The sequence below is a fragment of the Isoptericola haloaureus genome (assembly GCF_036689775.1).
In the GTDB taxonomy this organism is placed as follows: domain Bacteria; phylum Actinomycetota; class Actinomycetes; order Actinomycetales; family Cellulomonadaceae; genus Isoptericola; species Isoptericola haloaureus.
On record NZ_JBAGLP010000116.1, the window covers coordinates 60,932 to 77,946 of the forward strand.

21 protein-coding genes and 1 tRNA gene are annotated in these 17,015 nt (G+C 72.3%); 10 read left to right on the forward strand and 12 right to left on the reverse strand.

The window, feature by feature from the left end:
• Positions 1 to 10: 10 nt before the first annotated feature.
• Genes V5O49_RS05720 through V5O49_RS05730 form a run of 3 tightly spaced genes read right to left on the reverse strand, consistent with a single transcriptional unit; the run spans position 11 to position 2,884 of the window.
• The gene (locus V5O49_RS05720) at positions 11 to 1,147 is read right to left on the reverse strand and encodes an FUSC family protein (protein ID WP_332901388.1); all 1,137 of its coding nucleotides are present in this window, start codon (positions 1,145 to 1,147) and stop codon (positions 11 to 13) included.
• A 7-nt stretch (positions 1,148 to 1,154) separates the two neighbouring features.
• Positions 1,155 to 2,324 carry a CAF17-like 4Fe-4S cluster assembly/insertion protein YgfZ gene (ygfZ, locus tag V5O49_RS05725; RefSeq protein WP_332901389.1) on the reverse strand — a complete coding sequence of 390 codons (1,170 nt, stop codon included), beginning with the start codon at positions 2,322 to 2,324 and terminating at the stop codon, positions 1,155 to 1,157.
• Positions 2,321 to 2,884, reverse strand: coding sequence for a heme-binding beta-barrel domain-containing protein (locus V5O49_RS05730; RefSeq protein WP_332901390.1), 564 nt, complete (start codon positions 2,882 to 2,884; stop codon positions 2,321 to 2,323). The genes ygfZ and V5O49_RS05730 overlap by 4 nt, the downstream gene beginning before the upstream one ends.
• 153 nt (positions 2,885 to 3,037) lie before the next feature.
• Between V5O49_RS05730 and V5O49_RS05735 the strand changes: the two genes are divergently transcribed.
• Positions 3,038 to 3,415: a DsrE family protein gene (locus V5O49_RS05735; RefSeq protein WP_332901391.1), complete on the forward strand. Its 378-nt coding sequence runs from the start codon at positions 3,038 to 3,040 to the stop codon at positions 3,413 to 3,415.
• A gap of 10 nt (positions 3,416 to 3,425) precedes the next feature.
• Here the strand turns inward: V5O49_RS05735 and V5O49_RS05740 are convergent, their stop codons facing one another.
• Positions 3,426 to 3,878, reverse strand: coding sequence for a DUF4395 domain-containing protein (locus V5O49_RS05740; protein ID WP_332901392.1), 453 nt, complete (start codon positions 3,876 to 3,878; stop codon positions 3,426 to 3,428).
• Entirely contained in the window at positions 3,875 to 4,336 is a 462-nt protein-coding gene (locus tag V5O49_RS05745) for a thioredoxin family protein (RefSeq protein ID WP_332901393.1), read from the reverse strand. The genes V5O49_RS05740 and V5O49_RS05745 overlap by 4 nt, the downstream gene beginning before the upstream one ends.
• Before the next feature lie 168 nt (positions 4,337 to 4,504).
• Between V5O49_RS05745 and V5O49_RS05750 the strand changes: the two genes are divergently transcribed.
• Positions 4,505 to 5,167: a YceI family protein gene (locus V5O49_RS05750; RefSeq protein ID WP_332901394.1), complete on the forward strand. Its 663-nt coding sequence runs from the start codon at positions 4,505 to 4,507 to the stop codon at positions 5,165 to 5,167.
• A 14-nt stretch (positions 5,168 to 5,181) separates the two neighbouring features.
• Here V5O49_RS05750 and V5O49_RS05755 read toward each other — a convergent pair whose 3' ends face one another.
• Positions 5,182 to 5,916 carry a hypothetical protein gene (locus tag V5O49_RS05755; RefSeq protein WP_332901395.1) on the reverse strand — a complete coding sequence of 245 codons (735 nt, stop codon included), beginning with the start codon at positions 5,914 to 5,916 and terminating at the stop codon, positions 5,182 to 5,184.
• 86 nt (positions 5,917 to 6,002) lie between these two features.
• On the opposite strand from V5O49_RS05755, the gene V5O49_RS05760 reads away from it, so the two are divergent.
• Entirely contained in the window at positions 6,003 to 6,776 is a 774-nt protein-coding gene (locus V5O49_RS05760) for a winged helix-turn-helix transcriptional regulator (RefSeq protein ID WP_332901396.1), read from the forward strand.
• Positions 6,777 to 6,802: 26 nt separating this feature from the next.
• Positions 6,803 to 7,729, forward strand: a complete 927-nt coding sequence (locus tag V5O49_RS05765; RefSeq protein ID WP_332901765.1) for an alpha/beta fold hydrolase — start codon at positions 6,803 to 6,805, stop codon at positions 7,727 to 7,729.
• A gap of 3 nt (positions 7,730 to 7,732) precedes the next feature.
• Here V5O49_RS05765 and nth read toward each other — a convergent pair whose 3' ends face one another.
• On the reverse strand, positions 7,733 to 8,461 hold the full coding sequence (nth, locus tag V5O49_RS05770) for an endonuclease III (RefSeq protein ID WP_332901397.1): 729 nt from the start codon (positions 8,459 to 8,461) through the stop codon (positions 7,733 to 7,735).
• 209 nt (positions 8,462 to 8,670) lie between these two features.
• On the opposite strand from nth, the gene V5O49_RS05775 reads away from it, so the two are divergent.
• Complete coding sequence (locus V5O49_RS05775) at positions 8,671 to 9,348, forward strand: Crp/Fnr family transcriptional regulator (RefSeq protein WP_278235469.1); 678 nt, start codon at positions 8,671 to 8,673, stop codon at positions 9,346 to 9,348.
• 302 nt (positions 9,349 to 9,650) lie between these two features.
• On the opposite strand, the gene V5O49_RS05780 is transcribed toward V5O49_RS05775, so the two are convergent.
• Positions 9,651 to 10,118 (reverse strand): RidA family protein, encoded by a 468-nt coding sequence (locus V5O49_RS05780; protein WP_332901398.1) that lies wholly within the window; start codon positions 10,116 to 10,118, stop codon positions 9,651 to 9,653.
• A 7-nt stretch (positions 10,119 to 10,125) separates the two neighbouring features.
• Positions 10,126 to 10,287: a Sp36 family protein gene (locus tag V5O49_RS05785; RefSeq protein WP_171245625.1), complete on the reverse strand. Its 162-nt coding sequence runs from the start codon at positions 10,285 to 10,287 to the stop codon at positions 10,126 to 10,128.
• Between the two features lie 131 nt (positions 10,288 to 10,418).
• Here V5O49_RS05785 and V5O49_RS05790 point away from each other — a divergent pair, with 131 nt between their 5' ends.
• The 3 genes from V5O49_RS05790 (at position 10,419) to V5O49_RS05800 (ending at position 13,905) form a co-directional block, all read left to right on the forward strand.
• Entirely contained in the window at positions 10,419 to 12,812 is a 2,394-nt protein-coding gene (locus V5O49_RS05790) for a transglycosylase domain-containing protein (RefSeq protein WP_332901399.1), read from the forward strand.
• Positions 12,809 to 13,735 (forward strand): metallophosphoesterase, encoded by a 927-nt coding sequence (locus tag V5O49_RS05795; RefSeq protein ID WP_332901766.1) that lies wholly within the window; start codon positions 12,809 to 12,811, stop codon positions 13,733 to 13,735. The genes V5O49_RS05790 and V5O49_RS05795 overlap by 4 nt, the downstream gene beginning before the upstream one ends.
• A 93-nt stretch (positions 13,736 to 13,828) precedes the next feature.
• Positions 13,829 to 13,905: transfer RNA gene (locus V5O49_RS05800), tRNA-Pro, on the forward strand.
• 231 nt (positions 13,906 to 14,136) lie between these two features.
• Here V5O49_RS05800 and V5O49_RS05805 read toward each other — a convergent pair.
• Together V5O49_RS05805 and V5O49_RS05810 are read right to left on the reverse strand one after the other, a co-directional pair.
• Positions 14,137 to 15,369 carry a site-specific integrase gene (locus tag V5O49_RS05805; RefSeq protein ID WP_332901400.1) on the reverse strand — a complete coding sequence of 411 codons (1,233 nt, stop codon included), beginning with the start codon at positions 15,367 to 15,369 and terminating at the stop codon, positions 14,137 to 14,139.
• Positions 15,366 to 15,578 carry a helix-turn-helix domain-containing protein gene (locus tag V5O49_RS05810; protein WP_166850833.1) on the reverse strand — a complete coding sequence of 71 codons (213 nt, stop codon included), beginning with the start codon at positions 15,576 to 15,578 and terminating at the stop codon, positions 15,366 to 15,368. Before V5O49_RS05810 ends, V5O49_RS05805 begins: the two co-directional genes overlap by 4 nt.
• A 241-nt stretch (positions 15,579 to 15,819) precedes the next feature.
• On the opposite strand from V5O49_RS05810, the gene V5O49_RS05815 reads away from it, so the two are divergent.
• A complete protein-coding gene (locus tag V5O49_RS05815) occupies positions 15,820 to 16,053 on the forward strand; it encodes a hypothetical protein (RefSeq protein WP_332901401.1) in 234 nt (77 codons plus the stop codon).
• Positions 16,050 to 16,532: a hypothetical protein gene (locus V5O49_RS05820; RefSeq protein ID WP_332901402.1), complete on the forward strand. Its 483-nt coding sequence runs from the start codon at positions 16,050 to 16,052 to the stop codon at positions 16,530 to 16,532. Before V5O49_RS05815 ends, V5O49_RS05820 begins: the two co-directional genes overlap by 4 nt.
• Positions 16,533 to 16,592: 60 nt before the next feature.
• On the opposite strand, the gene V5O49_RS05825 is transcribed toward V5O49_RS05820, so the two are convergent.
• Positions 16,593 to 17,015, reverse strand: a complete 423-nt coding sequence (locus V5O49_RS05825; RefSeq protein ID WP_332901403.1) for a hypothetical protein — start codon at positions 17,013 to 17,015, stop codon at positions 16,593 to 16,595.

Sequence of the window (17,015 nt, forward strand, 5' to 3'; positions counted from 1 at the left end):
CGCGGCGGGGTCAGAGCTCCGGCAGCGCGGCCCGGGCCTCTCCCCCGGGCACGCCCGCGGCCTCCAGCGTGTCGACGACGGGAGCCCGCAGCAGCACCACCAACGAGGCCACGCCGAGGTCGTCCCCGCCGACCAGCCGAGGGTCCGAGGCGGCGGCGACCTCGAGCAGCAGCGCCCGGGCGTCCTCCATCGACCCTCCGCCCCCGAGCGCCGTCGACAGCAGCCGCACCCCGCCGGCGTAGCGCTCGACGAGATCGGCGGCGGCGGTCACGTCCGGCCAGGAGCCGTCCGGCCCGACGACGGTCGGGGCGCGCCGGGCCAGCACCCGCACGCTGCGCATCGCCCGGTCCAGGAGCACGGCCTGCTCGGCCAGCAGCCGGAACTCGGCCCAGTGGCCGCGGTTGACGCTCACCTGGGCGATCTCGGCGGACCGTCGCGCCCCGTCACGCCACTCGGCCAGCACCGGTTCGCTCGCCCGGCCGCGCACGAGCGCCGCCCCCAGCTCGTCCAGGTCCCGGGCGCGCAGCCCGCGGGCGATCGACTCGAGGGTCTCGGCCAGCTCACCGGTCCCGTTCGCCGCCTGGACCCGCAGCCGGCGCCGCGGGTCCCCCGGCGTCAGGACGGTCACCACCAGGGCGACCAGACCGCCGATCACGGCGTCGGTCCAGCGGCCGAACGCGCCGTCGGCGGCGACGGCGAGCGGCAGCCCCACCACGACGATCGCCTGGACGCCCGCCTGCGTGACGAGCAGCGGCCCGCGGTCGATGAACCGCGCCAGCAGGGCGGAGACGAGCAGCACCACGGTGAGCTGCCACCAGCCGGAGCCGATGACCTCGACGACGAGCTCGCCCATCCCGACGCCGACGGCCACGCCGACGGCGACCTCGGCCACCCGGCGCAGCTCGCGGTCGAACGAGAAGCCGAGACAGACCCAGGCGGCCACCGCCGCGAAGAAGGGCTGGGCGTGCCCGAGCAGGAGGTGCGCGATCCCGTAGGCGGCCCCGGCGGCCAGCGAGGCCTGCACGATGGGCCAGAACCCGGTCCGCACCCGCGCCCAGCCCTGGCGGAGCCGGATCCGCCGCAGCAGGCTCCGCACGGCCGTGCCGGCGGCGGCGCCCGCCCGGCGCGGGTCCGGCCCGGCCCTCACCGCGTGGTCACAGCAGGCTCTGGGCCCCGTCGGTACCCCGCGGGGACAGCCCGCGCATCGTCTCCCCGCGTGCGGCGGGCCGGTCGGCGGAGACGCCCTCGCCGGGCACCACGACCTCCTGGGCGGCGGCGACGGCGATCTGCTCGGCGTCCTCGCCGGCACCCACCGGACCGACGACGGCGAGCGTGGCGTCGGTCGGGACGTTGCGCTTGACCACGGCGAGCGCCACGGGGCCGAGCTCGTGGTGGCGGGCCACGGTCGTGACGTGCCCGACCACCTTGCCGTCCGGGCCGTCACGGCGGACCTCGGCGCCGGCCTCGGGCACCACGTGCTGGGAGCCGTCGAGGTGCAGCATGACGATGCGGCGCGGGGGACGACCGAGGTTGTGCACCCGCGCGACGGTCTCCTGCCCGCGGTAGCAGCCCTTGTGCAGGTGGACGGCGGTGCGCAGCCAGTCGAGCTCGTGCGGGACGCTGCGGTCGTCGACCTCGCGGGCGAGCCGCGGCCGCCAGGCCTCCACGCGCAGCGCCTCGGTGGCCCAGGTGCCGGCCAGGCGCCAGCCCGCGGCCTCGCGCTCGGCCACGGCGTCGGCGAGCTGCTCGCGCGGGACGAGGACCAGACGCCAGTCGCGGTCGGCACCGGGGTGCTCGGCGGCGGGCGGGCCGTAGCGGGTGCCGCCGCCGACGACCTCGGGCCAGGCGTCGCGCCAGGTCACCGGCTCGGTCTCGGTGCCCTCGGCGTCGACGGGCTCCCCGATCGCGGCGTAGGAGTCGGTCACGTCGGTGATCTCGACCCGCATCATGAACTTCATCCGCTCGAGCCAGGCCACCAGGGGCTCGACGTGGTCGCGCTCGGTGATGAACCACGTCGACGTGCCGTCGTCGACGAGCGCCACGGCGTGCTCCGTGCGCCCCTGGGGGGAGAGCACGAACAGCTCGGTGGACGTGCGCGGGGCCAGGTGCTCGACGTCCTGCGAGGTGATCGAGTGCAGCCAGCTCAGGCGGTCGCGTCCGGTCAGCCGCACCACGCCGAGGTGCGACTGGTCGACGACGGCCCCGCCGCGCGCCAGGGCGCGCTGCTCGGCCACCGGGTCGCCGTAGTGCCAGGCGACGCCGGCGTCTGGTCCGGACGCCGCGACGGCGCCGGTGCGGTTCAGCAGGGGGCTGCGGTAGGTCATGCGCGGTCGAGCTCTCCAGACGCGTAGGACCCCATCGGGTGGCCGAAGGCGGCCAGCTCCTCGACCCAGAGCAGGCGGCCCTCGACGTTGCCGTAGAGGCGCTTGGCGGCAGTGACCTCGGCGGCCGTCGAGGTGCGGGCGACGAAGTCCGTGGCCAGGTCCACGCGGCCGTCGCCGACGACGCCGAGGAAGAGCGAGAGCCGCCCCGAGGCGTCGGTGACGAGCACCTCGAGGGGGTGCTGGTTCTCGCCCAGCCCCTCGGGGCGCTCCGAGGCGACGCGCCAGTAGCCGGTCTCGGTGGACCACACGGTGTCGAAGGCGGCGCCCTCGCCGACCTGACCGTCGGTGGTCTCACCGTCCGCGGCGGCGCCGGAGCGGACGGACAGCGTCGACTCGAACCGCAGGTACGGTCCGCCGTCGTGGTCGAAGACGAGCTCCTGGCGGAACTCCGTCTCCTCGATGCCCTCGTACTTGATGACACCGCCCCCGGTCCACCGGCCGACCAGCCAGGCCAGCGGGTACACCTCGGGCGCGAGCCCCTCGGGGAAGGTGAACGGCATCAGCGCTGACCGTGGAAGAGCTTGTAGACGACGTAGGCCGCGAACCAGGTGATCACACCGACGGTGACCACCAGCAGGCTGGTGAAGAAGATCTCGAGCGCGTGGATCGACATGCCTCGATGGTACCCATCGGCGTCGGGCTAGGGTCCACGTATGACCGAGACCACAACGCAGCGTTCGCTCGTCGTCAAGACGACGTCCGGGACGGATCGCCCGGAAGCCGCGAACCAGGCCCTGACGGTGGCCGCCGCGGCCGCCGCCGCCGGGGTCGACGTGTCCCTCTGGCTCACGGGCGAGGCGGCGTGGTTCGGGGTGCCGGGCCGCGCCGACGAGCTGGCGCTCGAGCACGCGGCCCCGGCCGCCGAGCTGCTGGAGGCCGTGCTGGCGACCGGGACCGTGACCGTGTGCTCCCAGTGCGCGGCCCGACGGGACATCGGACCGGAGGACGTCCTGGACGGCGTGCGCGTCGCGGGCGCGCCCGTGTTCGTCGAGGAGTCGCTGCGCCCGGGTGCCCAGGCGCTCGTCTACTGACCGGCGCGGATCAGGAGGAGGCGCGGCGCAGCCGCCGTCCCAGCAGGTAGAGCTCGCAGCCCAGGCACAGCCCGACGGTGGCGTTGAGCGCGGCGGCGACGAACGCGAGCCCGGCGGCCCACGGCAGGACGGCGAGCGCCCCGGCCCAGCCGGCCACGACGCCGACCGCGGTCACGACGAGCCCGACCGTCTGGGCGAAGCGGGGCGGACGGACGTCCTCCAGCTCCTCGGGCGGGGCCAGCCGCGGACGGATCAGCGTCCGGAAGACCCAGCCCTGCCAGGTGGCCTGCGGACCGCGGACCGCGCCGGGAACGAAGCTCAGCGCGACGACGGTGAGCAGCACGAGCGCCGACGTCGTCGTGCCCAGGAGCACGACGACGGCCAGCAGCACCGCAGTGATGCCCGCACCCACGCGGGGGCCGCGGGGGTCGATCCGTGGCGGGGACGAGGTCTCGAGGCTCATGCGGTCCTCCCGGGGACGGGTGCGGCGTCCACGCTACCGAGCGCCTCGCGGGCGCGCGCCGGCGTCATGCCGCCCGAGGCGCGCGCGACCTCGGCACCGGTGCCGTCCAGCACCAGCACGGTGGGGGTGCGGTGCACCTGGGCGCGACGCACCAGGTCGGGACGGTCGTCGACGTCGATCTCGAGGTGCACGACGCCCGGCTCCTCGGCGGCCAGCGACCCGAGCGTCCGGGCGGTGGACCGGCAGGCCGAGCAGACCTCCGCCGAGAGCTGCAGGAACGTCACGCGCTCACCGGGGGCGACCCCCTGGGCGGCGAGCTCGTCGGTCCAGCGTGCGTCGGCGTCGTCATCGCCGGACGGCGCCGTGGCGCGCACCCGGCCCTGCGCCGAGCGCCACGCCAGTCCCAGCACGGTCGTCACCACGAGCAGCGCGACGAGGGCTGTCCACTGTGCGGTCATGCGATGGCCTCCTTCAGATCACCGTCGGGTGGGAACATATCGGTTTGCATGAATGTTCCCGACCGTCGACGACCCGGAGACTACGCGGCCCCGACCGGGACCTCGACGACTGTCCACGACGCCCGTCCACGACGCTGCCCGGCGACGCCGGCCCCCTCAGGAGGAACGATGACCGACGCCCCGACCCGGACCTGGAACGACCTGGTCATCCCGGCACCTGGCACGTACGACCTCGACGAGGGGCACAAGCGCATCGGCTTCCAGGCGATGCACATGATGGTCAGCCCGGTGCGCGGGGAGTTCAGCCGGGGCACCGCGCGCATCCACGTCGCCGAGGACCCGCTGGCGTCGTCCGTCGGCGCGATCATCGACACGACGTCGATCACGACCCACAACGAGGACCGCGACACGCACCTGCGCAGCGCCGACTTCCTGGACGTGGAGAACCACCCGACGATGGAGTTCCGCTCCACCGGGATCGAGTGGCGCGCCGAGCCGGACCCGATCTTCTCCTGGGCGGCCCTCAAGGGACGCTCCCCCGGCCGCAGCGCCCAGGTCGGCCCGGCCGCCGACCGCACCAGCGCGAAGTTCCTCCTGCACGGCGACCTGACGATCCGCGGGATCACCCACCCGATCACGCTCGACGCGGAGTTCGGCGGCGCCGGCGCGGACCCGTTCGGCAACAACATCTTCGGGTTCAGCGCGACCGCGGACTTCGAGCGCGAGAAGTACGGGCTGCTGTGGAACGTGGCGCTGGAGACCGGCGGCGTGCTCGTGGCCAAGACGGTCCGGATCGAGCTGGCCGGCGAGGCGGTGCGCAAGACCTCGTGAGCGCCCCGGACCGGCTACAGCAGCGTGCGGCCCACGACGAACACCAGCATCCCGGTGATCGTCACCGGCGCAGCAGCGGCCGCCACGCCGGCCCGCCACCGCTGCAGCGCCGGCTGGCGCTCGAACAGCAGCCGCAGCGCCGCCGAGACCAGACCGGCCACCAGCCCGACCACGAGCCCGTGGACCGGCTCCACCTCGCGCAGCGCCGACGCGGTACCGGCACCGGCCGCCCCGCCCAGCGCGACGGCGAGCAGCGACCCGATCCAGCCGCCGGCGACGGGCAGCGCCGCCACGGCCGACGCGACGGCCAGCCCGACGGCGCTGGTCACGACCAGCCCTGCGCCGGCGTCCGTGCCGGAGGTGGCCAGCCAGCCGGCGGCCGCGACGGAGACGACGACGCCGGCGGTCATCCCGCTGACGGACTCGACCAGGCGAGGACGCCCGCCGCTGCGGAGCATCTGCGCCACGAACGCCAGCACCAGCGACAGCGCGATGACGGCGGGCAGGTTGCGCAGCACGGGCTCGCCCTCGGTGAACCACGTGACGGCGAGGCCGCCGAGCCCCGCCAGCAGCACCACGGTCGACGTCGCGCCGTCGGCCGGCAGCCGCAGCAGCGGCGCCCAGCCGACCGCCAGCAGCACGACGAGGAGCGCGGACGCGCCGACCGTCCACCAGGGCCCCAGGTAGGCCGCGGCCGCCACGAGCGTGGCGAGCACGGCCGTCGTCACGGCACGGGAGGTCACGGTCACGACGACGAGTCTCCCATGCCAAGACGTTGTGACCTGCGGGGCGCGGCAGGGTACCTTGACGTCAACCCGTCTCGGGAGGAGTGCACGTGGCCGAACTGTTGATCCTGACGCCGGCGACCGGCGGTTCGGTCGAGGTCCTGCCAGCGCTGGGCCTGCTCTCGCACAAGGTGCGCGTGCTGCCCATGGAGCCCTCGGCACTCGTGGACGCTCCCGACTCGGACGTCGTGCTGCTGGACGCCCGCCGCGACCTCGTCGCCGCGCGGACCACCTGCCGTCTGCTGCACGCCACGGGTCTGACGGTGCCGCTGGTGCTCATCCTCACCGAGGGCGGCCTGACCGTCGTCAACCACGAGTGGGGCGCCGACGACCTGCTGCTCGAGTCCGCCTCCCCCGCGGAGGTCGAGGCACGGCTGCGGCTCGTCGTCGAGCGGTCCGCGCACGGCCCGACCGAGGACTCGCCCCAGGAGATCTCCGCCGGCGAGCTGGCCATCGACGCCGGCGGGTACACGGCACGCCTGCGCGGCCGTCCGATCGACCTGACCTACAAGGAGTTCGAGCTCCTCAAGTACCTCGTGCAGCACCCGGGCCGGGTCTTCACCCGCGCCCAGCTCCTGCAGGAGGTCTGGGGCTACGACTACTACGGCGGCACCCGGACGGTCGACGTCCACGTCCGGCGGCTGCGCGCCAAGCTCGGTCCCGAGCACGAGCAGCTCATCGGCACGGTGCGCAACGTCGGCTACCGGTTCGACCCGCCCAAGGAGCCTCGCGAGGAACCCGCCGCGTCCACGGCCGGCGAGTCCTCCGGCGGCGGGACGGACCGCGACGCCCCCGGCTCGCCGCAGGTGTCCTCCGGCGGCTGACCCGGTAGGTTGCGGCCGTGACCGCCATGTCCGACGCCGCCGACTACTCCAGCGCCCTGGTCGACGGACCGTGGCGGCACGAGTTCGTCGCCGCCAACGGCTCCCGCTTCCACGTCGCCTCCGCCGGCCCGCGGCCCACCCACGGCGACCGTGCACCGCTCGTGGTGCTGCTGCACGGCTTCCCGCAGTTCTGGTGGGCCTGGCGCCACCAGATCCCCGCCCTGGCCGAGGCCGGCGTCCAGGTCGCCGCGCTCGACCTGCGCGGCGTGGCCGCCTCCGACAAGCCGCCGTCGGGGCGCGACGTCCCGACGCGCACCCGGGACGTCGCCGGTGTGATCCGCTCCCTCGGCCACGACCGGGCCGTCGTCGTCGGCGCGGGCACCGGCGGCGCGCTCGCCTGGGCGATGGCCGCGCTCCAGCCGGGGGTGACCGCGGGCGTGGCAGCGCTCGGCGCACCGCACCCGGCGCGGCTGCACGTGCCCGGCCGGGGCATCCTCACCCCGGCCGCCCGACGGCTGTTCGCCGCCGCCCAGCTGCCCGGCGTGCTCGAACGGCGGCTGCAGGACGGCGACGGCGTGCCCAGCCTGCTCGACGCGGGGTCCGACCGGCCGCTCGACGCCGAGGCCGTCGCCCGCTATCGCGAGGTGCTGCGCATCCCCTTCGCGGCCCACAGCGCCGTCGACACGCTGCGCTGGCTGTCCCGGACGTCGGCGCACCCGGCGGGCCGGCGGTACCTGGCCGCGCTCCGGCGCAGGATCGACGTGCCCGTGCTGCAGCTGCACGGGGCGGCCGACGGGTTCCTCCGGCGCGAGACCGCCGACCTGGACGGCGCCGCCGTGGCGCGCGACTTCCGGTTCGAGGTCGTCGACGACGCGGGGCACTTCCTCGCCGAGGAGGCGCCCGCGGCGGTGACGGGTCTGCTGCTCGACTGGCTGGCCGACCAGCAGCGCTGACCGTCAGCCGCGCGGGCCGGGGCGCAGCAGCTTCGCCGCCGCCACCGGGTCGGTCTCGCCGACGCCGTTCGACGGGCACCAGCGCGCCACCGGGCACGCGCCGCAGGCCGGACGACGCGCGTGGCAGACCCGGCGGCCGTGCCAGACGAGGTGATGGCTGAGCATCACCCAGTCCTTGCGCTCGAAGAGCTCGCCGACGGCGTGCTCGACCTTGACCGGGTCCTCCTCCCGGGTGAAGCCCAGCCGCCGCGCGAGCCGTCCGAAGTGGGTGTCCACGGTGATGCCGGGGATGCCGAAGGCGTTGCCGAGCACGACGTTCGCCGTCTTACGGCCGACGCCCGGCAGCGCGACCAGGTCCGTCATCCGACGCGGCACCTCGCCGTCGTGCCGCTCCACCAGCGCCTGCGCCAGGCCGACGGCCGAGCGCGTCTTGGCCCGGAAGAACCCGAGCGGCCGCAGGATCTCCTCCACCTCCGCCGGGTCGGCCGCGGCGAGCGCAACGGCGTCCGGGTAGCGGGCGAACAGGGTCGGCGTCGTGGCGTTGACCCGCACGTCGGTGGTCTGCGCCGAGAGCACGGTCGCCACGAGCAGCTCGAAGGGCGTGGTGAAGTCCAGCTCGGCCCGCGCGTCGGGGTAGGTCTCGGCCAGGACGCGGTCGATGCGCCGCGCCCGCCGGACGAGGGCCAGACGGGACTCCCCGGTGGGGGTAGGCTGCTGCGACGTCTCGACCATGCGGGCAGCGTATCCCCAGCCTCCGACGGTGGAACGGGGGCCGAGTCGCGGAACGCGCGGACACTGCCGATCGTTCACCCGGACGTCACTCCGACACGTCGCGTCCAGGCACGATGCCCTGGCGTGAGGCAGACTGAGACCTGGAACACATTTTGTCAGACACGCGCCTCGCCCCGACCGGGCAGAGGCCCGAGAACGTGAGGAATGCTGTGGACGACACCGTCGTGCTCTCCGCCCCCCTGTTCGCCGACATGGACAGCGAGGAGTCGAAGGCGCTCTTCGAGTCGATGATCCCCGTCGAGCTGGGCCGCGGGGACGTCCTGTTCCGCGAGGGCGAACCGGGCGACCGGCTGTACGTGATCGCGCAGGGCAAGATCAAGCTGGGGCGCCGCTCCAGCGACGGACGGGAGAACCTGCTGTCGATCCTGGGCCCGGGCGAGATGTTCGGCGAGCTGTCCCTGTTCGACCCGGGCCCCCGCACGGCCACGGCCTCGTCCGTCTCGGACGCGCTGTGCTACGAGCTGCGTCACCAGGCCCTCGTGCAGTGGGTCGCCGCGCACCCGAACGTCGCCACGACGCTGCTCGGCGCGCTCGCCCGGCGCCTGCGCCGCACCAACGAGACGCTGGCCGACCTCGTGTTCTCCGACGTCCCCGGCCGCGTCGCCAAGGCCCTGCTCGACCTCTCCCAGCGCTTCGGCGAGCCGAACGACGAGGGCGTCCGCGTCGCGCACGACCTGACCCAGGAGGAGCTCGCCCAGCTCGTCGGCGCCTCGCGCGAGACGGTCAACAAGGCGCTGGCGGACTTCGCCACGCGCGGCTGGGTGCGGCGCGAGGGCCGCGCGGTCGTGCTCCTCGACATGGACCGGCTGGAGCGCCGCGCGCGCTGAGTCCTGGTCGTCCGCGGGCGTCGACAGACCCCCGGACGCCGTCACGTTCACGGCCGCTGGGCGGCCTCCACTTCGGGGTGGATGACGGCGTCCGGGGGTCTGTCGTCTCCGCCTGCTGTGCAGTCCGCGGCGAGCGCGGCGCCCGGTGAGCACACACGGGTGGGTGGTGGGGCGTCCCGTCGCGCGGCCGTCAGGCCCGAAGTGGAGGGCGCGCAGCGCCCGTGAACGCGGCCGCGCGCCGGGACGCGTCACCATCCGCCTCAGCAGCGGGACGCGTCACCGCCCGCGTCAGATGTCTCGACTCAGTCGGTGAGCTCGGCGATCAGCTCGACCTCGACCGGCGCGTCCAGCGGCAGCACCGCGACGCCGACGGCGGAGCGGGCGTGGGTGCCCGCGTCGCCGAAGATCCGGCCCAGGAGCTCGCTGGCGCCGTTGAGGACGGCGGGCTGTCCCGTGAAGGACGGGTTGCTGGCCACGAAGCCGGTGACCTTGACGATGCGGACCCCGTCGAGCGTGCCCGTGACACTGCGCACCGCGGCCAGCGCGTTCAGGGCGCAGGTCGCGGCCAGGTCGGCAGCCGTCGCGGGGTCGACGAGCCCGTCCTCGGTGCCGACCTTGCCGACGGTCGCCAGGGTGCCGTCCACGAAGGGCAGCTGGCCCGCCGTGTAGACGTACTGCCCCGAGCGCACCGCCGGCTGGTAGGCGGCGACGGGCGCGGCGACGTCGGGCAGGGCGAGGCCCAGCTCGGCCAGGCGGTCGTCGATGCTCACGCCGGCCTCACTCACCCGAGGGGCGCTTGAGGTAGGCGACGAGGTTCGCGCTGTCGGGACCCGGCACGACCTGCACCAGCTCCCAGCCGTCCGCGCCCCACTGATCGAGGATCGCCTTGGTGTTGTGGATCAACAGGGGGATGGTCGCGTACTCCCACGTGGTAGCCATGCGGCCGATGGTAGCCCGAGCATGTTTCCCGTGAACGTCGGCACGACCCCGCGACCACGACTCCACAGGACCTGCACACGCGCCCCGAGTCCCCGGCGCGACAGCGAGGACCGACCATCTAGGCTGGGAACATGGCGGCTCCTGACTCTCGCGACTCCCGTCGCATCACGCGCACGATCCCGGCCACGCAGATGGTCGCGCTGCTGCTCGCCTTCCTCCTGGCGGCAGGGACCGGCGGCGTGCTGGCGGCGGGCTTCGTGATCCCGGCGGTCGCAGGCGTCAACGCGATGGCCGACAGCACCGTCGAGATCTACGACGAGGTGCCGGCCGAGCTCGAGCCGAGGCCGCTGTCCCAGCAGTCCCGGATCTACGCCTCCAACGGCAAGCTGCTCGCGACGTTCTACTACCAGAACCGCATCGTCAAGCCGCTCGACGAGATCTCCGAGCACATGCAGAACGCCGTGATCGCCATCGAGGACGAGCGCTTCTACGAGCACAACGGCGTCGACGCGCAGGGCATCACGCGCGCCGTGGTGAACAACCTCACCAGCGAGGACACGCAGGGCGCCTCCACGCTCACCCAGCAGTACGTCAAGAACGTGCTCATCGAGGCGGCGCTGCAGGACGGCGACCAGTTCGGAGTCATCGCCGCCCACGAGTCGACGATCGACCGCAAGCTCCGCGAGGCGAAGATGGCGATCGCCCTCGAGGAGCGCATGTCCAAGGACGAGATCCTGCAGGGGTACCTCAACGTCGCCCAGTTCGCGGCCGCGAGCGTTTACGGCGTGGAGGCCGCGGCGCGCTACTACTTCGACACGACGGCCTCCGACCTGAACGTCGTGCAGGCGGCGACGATCGCCGGGATCACCAAGGCGCCCGGGCTGTTCGACCCCACGCGGAACCCCGAGCTGGCCCAGGAGCGCCGTGACCTGGTCATCAAGAACATGTACTCCCTCGGGTACATCTCGCTGGACCAGCGCGACAACGCGCTCGACCAGCCCGTCGAGGAGACGCTGAACGTCACGCCGTCCCCGGCCGGCTGCCAGACGGCGAACAACTCGGCCTTCTTCTGCGACTACGTCATCAAGGAGCTGCTGCTCGACGAGGCCTTCGGAGAGACCCGGGCCGACCGTCAGGAGCTGCTGTACCGCGGCGGGCTGGACATCCACACCACGCTGGACATGAAGAAGCAGCGGGCGGCGTTCAAGACCATCAAGCAGTCCGTGCCCGAGGACGGCAGCAGCGAGAGTCTCGAAGCGTCCATCGTTTCTGTGGAACCCGGGACCGGCAAGATCGTGGCGATGGCGCAGAACGTGCCGTACACGGGCACCAAGGCTGCCAACAACGCCAGTCGTGACACGACGGTCAGCTTCAACGCCGACTACGTGCACGGTGCCTCCGGTGGTTTCTCGCCCGGCTCGAACTTCAAGCCGGTGGTCCTGGCCGAGTGGCTCAAGAGCGGACGCACCCTCAACGACATCGTGAACGCCGACGAACGGACCTGGGACACCGGCACGTTCAACGCACCGTGCAGCCCACTTCCGTCGGAGGAGTGGTCGGTCGGGAACGCCGAAGGCGGCTCCGCCGGACCGATGAGCGTGCTGAGGGCCACCTACCTGTCCGTGAACGCGGCCTATGCCGACATGGGCTCCCAGCTCAACCTGTGCAACCTGCGCAGCACGGCGTACCAGATGGGATTCCGTCCCACCAGCACGAGCCTCCCCACGGAGGACCGGCCGCGGGGGCCGCTGAAGACCACGCAGGTCAAGCAGAGCGACATCAACATCTTCGCGCCGATGCTGCTCGGTACCCAGGAGTCCTCGCCGCTGAACATGGCGGCGATGTACGCGACCATCGCCTCCGGCGGTACCTACTGCTCCCCTGTCGCGATCACCGAGGTCACCGGACCCCGTGGCGAGGAGTACGAGGTTCCGCAGGCCGACTGCGACAAGAACGCGCTGCCCAGCAACGTCGCGGCCACCATGGCCCACGCGATGGAGAATGTCTTCACGCGGGGAACGGCGTACTACGTGGGCGGACTCGACGACGGCAGGCCGGTGGCCGGCAAGACCGGCACGTCCCAGAAGTCGGCGCAGACGTGGTTCTCCGGCTTCGTCCCGCAGCTCGCCACGACTGTCTGGGTGGGATCGGTCGATAACCCCAACGAGGATCACACCGGTCCGGGCACCGTCGCCGGCGAGTACTACGACATCCTGTACGGCTCGACCGTCGCGGCCCCGACGTGGAAGACCTTCATGGACCAGGCTGTGGAGGGGATGCCGGTGGAGGACTTCGGGGCTCCCGATCCAGCTCTCATCGGCACGCCGCCGGCACCGCCGGCTCCGCCGTCGTCGTCGAGCGACGACTCCGACGACGACAGCTCGTCGTCCGACCCCGGCAACAGCGGAGACTCCGGCGGGTCCTCCGACGACGACTCCTCCGGTGGCGGGGACAACCCCGGCAACGGTGGCGGCCAGGGCGGCGGCAACGGCAACGGCCAGGACGACAGCGGGAGCGAGGACTGAGCCCCCGCGCCCTGGTCGGCGGCCTCGCCGCCCTGAGCGTCACCGGACTGGCCTACGCGCACCTCGAGACCAAGCTCTTCGCGCTGCGCCGTGTGTCCGTCCCGGTGCTCGCCCCGGGCGAGCGCGACCTCCGGGTCCTGCACGTCTCCGACCTGCACCTGACGCCCGGCCAGCATCGCAAGATCGAGTGGGTGCGGTCCCTGGCCGCCCTGGAGCCCGACCTCGTGATCGACACCGGGGACAACCTGGCGCACCACGACGCCGTCGACCCGCTGCTGCACGCCCTGGAGCCACTGCTCGACCGGCCCGGTGCCTTCGTCCTCGGGTCCAACGACTACTACTCCCCCACGTTCAAGAACCCGGCGCGCTACCTGCTCCCGGACGCGCGGGGGCCGGTGCGGCACACCCCTGACCTGCCGTGGGAGCGGATGGTCACGGCGATGCGCGAGGCCGGGTGGGCCGACCTCACCAACCGCCGGGACACCGTCGACGTCCAAGGGCGACGCGTCGCCCTGACCGGTGTGGACGACCCGCACCTCGACCGGGACGTCTTCCCGGAGCCGACGGCCGGGACCGACGGCGAGCCGGCCACGCTGCGACTGGGCGTCACGCACGCCCCGTACCGGCGCGTGCTGAACCAGATGCACGCCGACGACGCCGACGCGATCATCGCCGGGCACACCCACGGCGGCCAGCTCTGCGTGCCGTTCTACGGGTCGCTGGTCACGAACTGCGACCTCGACCGCGGGCGAGCCAAGGGGCTGCACGGCTGGCCCGGCCCGCGGCCGGACGAACCGGGTGGCGAGGACTCGACCTGGCTGCACGTCTCGGCCGGCGCCGGGACCTCGCCGTACGCCGCGGTGCGATTCGCGTGCCGCCCGGAAGCGACCTTGATCACGTTCACGGCACGGGGCCGGATCTGAGTTTTCGTTCCGGGGCCATCGTCGGCTATTCTGAGCAGGCTTCCGCACGAGGGATCCGGTTCGCCGGGTCGTCGTGGTGCGGGTGCAGTCCCTCGGGGTGTGGCGCAGCTTGGTAGCGCGCTTCGTTCGGGACGAAGAGGTCGCAGGTTCAAATCCTGTCACCCCGACCAGCCGGAAGGCCCTCTGACCAGCGGAAACGCTGAGAGCAGGGGGCCTTTCGCTTTGCCTCGAGCGCCGCGGAACCGGGGTGCTTCATCAACTGCTTCATTACGGCCCGGGACTCCGGCGCGTCTGGACGGTCTGCGGCGGACCGCTGGCGCGAGTTGCAGCATCCCCACTCCAGGCAACGAGGGCTCGATCGTCCGCGACGATCGAGCCCTCATCCCCGGATGCTCCGTCTGTCACCCGCCATCGTCCGCCTGTCGCACCTGGCCGTTCCCCGGCATCTTGAACAACGGGTCCATGTGCCACTCGGGGTTGACCACCTCCATGCCGGCGAACTCGTTCATGAACGTCGCCCCGGTGTGGATCACCGGGCGCAGCTCGTGGCGGTAGATGCGCTCTGTGGTCGAGGTGTCGGAGTGCCCGACGACATGTGCGATCTGCTCGACGGCCGCTCCCCCGGCAGACATCAGCGAGACGAAGGAGTGGCGCAACTCGGGCGGCGTCCACTCCTTGGCATCCACCGAGGGGACGAGCTTGAGCGCGGACCGGAACGCGCGACGCACGTTCGCGGCGTCGAGCGGAGTGCCGACCGACGCCGTGAACACGTGGCCGGTCCCGGCCCAGTCGGACCCGGCCCTGGCGCGGTCCGCTTCCTGCTCACGGCGACGCCTGCGCAGAGCCTGGACCGCGACGTCGGGGATGGCGAGGGTGCGCCGGGACTTCTTGGTCTTGGTGTCCCCGGATGTCCGCACGGAGCGCCAAACCTCGATCGCGGGTGGGTTCGAGTCGAGGTCGACGTGGTTCCACGTCAGGGCACGCATCTCCTCGGTACGGATGCCGACGAGCATCGACACGACGATGTATGGGTACATCCAGTGCCCCTTGGTCAGCTCGAGGACATCCAGCGCCTGCCTCTCTGTCAGGGACTTCGACTTCCGCCCGGCACGCCCTCTCGGCGTCACTGCGAACTCGACGACGTTCCGCTCGATGAGGTCGCGCGCGACGGCACGCTTGATCGCGCTGTTGAACTGCGCCTTGACGTCAGCGACCGTGCGCGTCGAGCGGGTCTTTGCCAGCTCGGCCAGGAACGCCTCGACGTGCTTGGTCGTCAGTTTCCTGAGCAGCACGTCGCCAAGGCCGTCTACGACGTGCGCGGACAAGTAGGCACGCGTCTTGACCGTGCTCTCATCGACCTGACCTTGGCCGTACCGGAGCCAGTCGTCGACCGCGTCGCGCACGGTGAGTTTCTCGGCGCCCGGCGGGACGCCGTTCTCGTAGGCGCGGACGAGCCTACGCACAGCATCGATTGCCGCCGAGCGCGACTTGCCGTAGCCCGTCTTGCGGACCTCCTTGCCACGGTCGTCGTAGGCGACAACCCGGGTGGCGACCCAGCGTTGCCGCTTCTCGTTCCAATAGACGCCACCTTCGCCCCGCGAGCGACGCGGCGGCTTCTTCGACTGCTCGGTCACGCTGCACCGTCCGAGAGGCTGTCGACGTACTCACGCACCGCCTCGACGGGCACGAGGCGGCGGGTACCGACCTTGACGGTGCGCAGTGCACCGCACCGGATCAGCTCGTAGACGACGGTCCGCCCGACGCGCAGCACCTCGGCAGCCTCCTCGACCCGGTAGAGCAGTGGGGCGACCTGGCTGGCGGTGATCGACTCATTCCTCGACATCTCTCCCCCAAGGGCGTTGTTGCCGGCACCAGCAGTGCCGGCGAGGGAACCTCCCTCACACCCGGGAATGCCTCCCGAGGGCCGTCGGAGTAACAGGCGAACCTGAACTCTATGGGTCGACGACGAACCCGGGCAGACCCGGATGTGTCCATGCGGCGTTACTCCGCGGCCGTGGGACAGGCATTCCTCTGGCGAGGGGCATCCGCCTCGACACCCGTCACGACCGGAGGGATCCAGGGCCATGAGGACCCAGAGAAACAGGGGGTTGCCGTTCGCGCGCCGTTGCGACTCGTGCGACGCCGCCGCCGTCGGGACCGTCACCTTCATCGCCGTCGACCGCGAGCACCGATACGCCGTCTGCCTCGACTGCGCCACCGACGCGCTCACCCACCCCGCCAGGCACGTCCGGGTGCGCTTCACCGTCGCCCGGACCGGTGCCGAGGTGACCCGCGGTGTGAGCGGCGGTGCGGCATGAGCACGCCCACCTTCGATACGGCAGACGTCCTGGCAGCGCTGGAGCGCATGAACAGCGATCAGCGCGCCGAGTGGGTCGCGCTGGTCAAGAACGCTTGCGTGAACCTGTCCAACGCCGAGTACGCATTCGCCGGCGACGTCCCCGACGCGAAGCCCGACCCGGACGCGTGGGCGGCGGACTCGTTCTGGCTCGGCACCTACCAGCTCGGTCGCGCCGTCGACCAGATCACGCCGGACCCGAACGCCGGGAGGACCCAGCCGTGGCCAACCCCGGCGCCCTACGACGCGAACGGACCAAGATCCTCGAAGATGTCCGCGACTCCTTGTGCTGCTACTGCGTCCTCCCGAGTCGACTTCGGCCCACGCCTGGTGCTGACGAGTCCTGAGAAGCGCAGTGGCAAGACGCGCTGCTTGGAGATGATCCACCAGTTGGCGCACAAACCGCCGTCGACGGCGAACGCCTCGACCGCCGCGCTCTAGCTCGAGGAGCTACACGCCGTCGCCCCGTCGTGGTCACCTGGGCTAAGTTGGTCATCTCGCCTAGATCTCCCAGACGTGCATCGGGTCACCGAACGCAGCAGTGAGGTCTCGGATCTCCGGACCAATTGGTGACTGACGTGCCAGGTCGATTACCCCGCCGACCATCGTGCGCAGGGCCTCGTTGTCACCGCTCACTAGCGCGGTGTCGATTCCGGCGAAGAGCGTCTGGATGGTGTCGCGCCGCTCGGTGAACGTGTGCTCCAGATAGGTCCGGATCGTTCGCTCGGAGGCCTTGATGCTGCGGGTTGCGGAGACTCGCTTCGCCTCAATTTCGGCGCGCTTGGTCTTCTCGATCTCGGTGAACTTCCACGCGTCCTGGACCAGCGCGGCGATCTCGCGTACGGCGGCGACCGCGTCGACCGGCACGGCAAGCTGGGCTGCCTTTCCGCGCAGGATCTCACCGATCTGGGCTTCGTTGGTCAT

Coding starts and splice junctions, on each gene's coding strand:
- nth (WP_332901397.1), bottom strand. CDS start 8,461: ATGGTCGAGACGTCGCAGCAGCCTACCCCCACCGGGGAGTCCCGTCTG.
- V5O49_RS05730 (WP_332901390.1), bottom strand. CDS start 2,884: ATGCCGTTCACCTTCCCCGAGGGGCTCGCGCCCGAGGTGTACCCGCTG.
- V5O49_RS05740 (WP_332901392.1), bottom strand. CDS start 3,878: ATGAGCCTCGAGACCTCGTCCCCGCCACGGATCGACCCCCGCGGCCCC.
- V5O49_RS05810 (WP_166850833.1), bottom strand. CDS start 15,578: ATGTCGAGGAATGAGTCGATCACCGCCAGCCAGGTCGCCCCACTGCTC.
- V5O49_RS05745 (WP_332901393.1), bottom strand. CDS start 4,336: ATGACCGCACAGTGGACAGCCCTCGTCGCGCTGCTCGTGGTGACGACC.
- ygfZ (WP_332901389.1), bottom strand. CDS start 2,324: ATGACCTACCGCAGCCCCCTGCTGAACCGCACCGGCGCCGTCGCGGCG.
- V5O49_RS05790 (WP_332901399.1), top strand. CDS start 10,419: ATGGCGGCTCCTGACTCTCGCGACTCCCGTCGCATCACGCGCACGATC.
- V5O49_RS05735 (WP_332901391.1), top strand. CDS start 3,038: ATGACCGAGACCACAACGCAGCGTTCGCTCGTCGTCAAGACGACGTCC.
- V5O49_RS05825 (WP_332901403.1), bottom strand. CDS start 17,015: ATGACCAACGAAGCCCAGATCGGTGAGATCCTGCGCGGAAAGGCAGCC.
- V5O49_RS05815 (WP_332901401.1), top strand. CDS start 15,820: ATGAGGACCCAGAGAAACAGGGGGTTGCCGTTCGCGCGCCGTTGCGAC.
- V5O49_RS05820 (WP_332901402.1), top strand. CDS start 16,050: ATGAGCACGCCCACCTTCGATACGGCAGACGTCCTGGCAGCGCTGGAG.
- V5O49_RS05785 (WP_171245625.1), bottom strand. CDS start 10,287: ATGGCTACCACGTGGGAGTACGCGACCATCCCCCTGTTGATCCACAAC.
- V5O49_RS05750 (WP_332901394.1), top strand. CDS start 4,505: ATGACCGACGCCCCGACCCGGACCTGGAACGACCTGGTCATCCCGGCA.
- V5O49_RS05765 (WP_332901765.1), top strand. CDS start 6,803: ATGTCCGACGCCGCCGACTACTCCAGCGCCCTGGTCGACGGACCGTGG.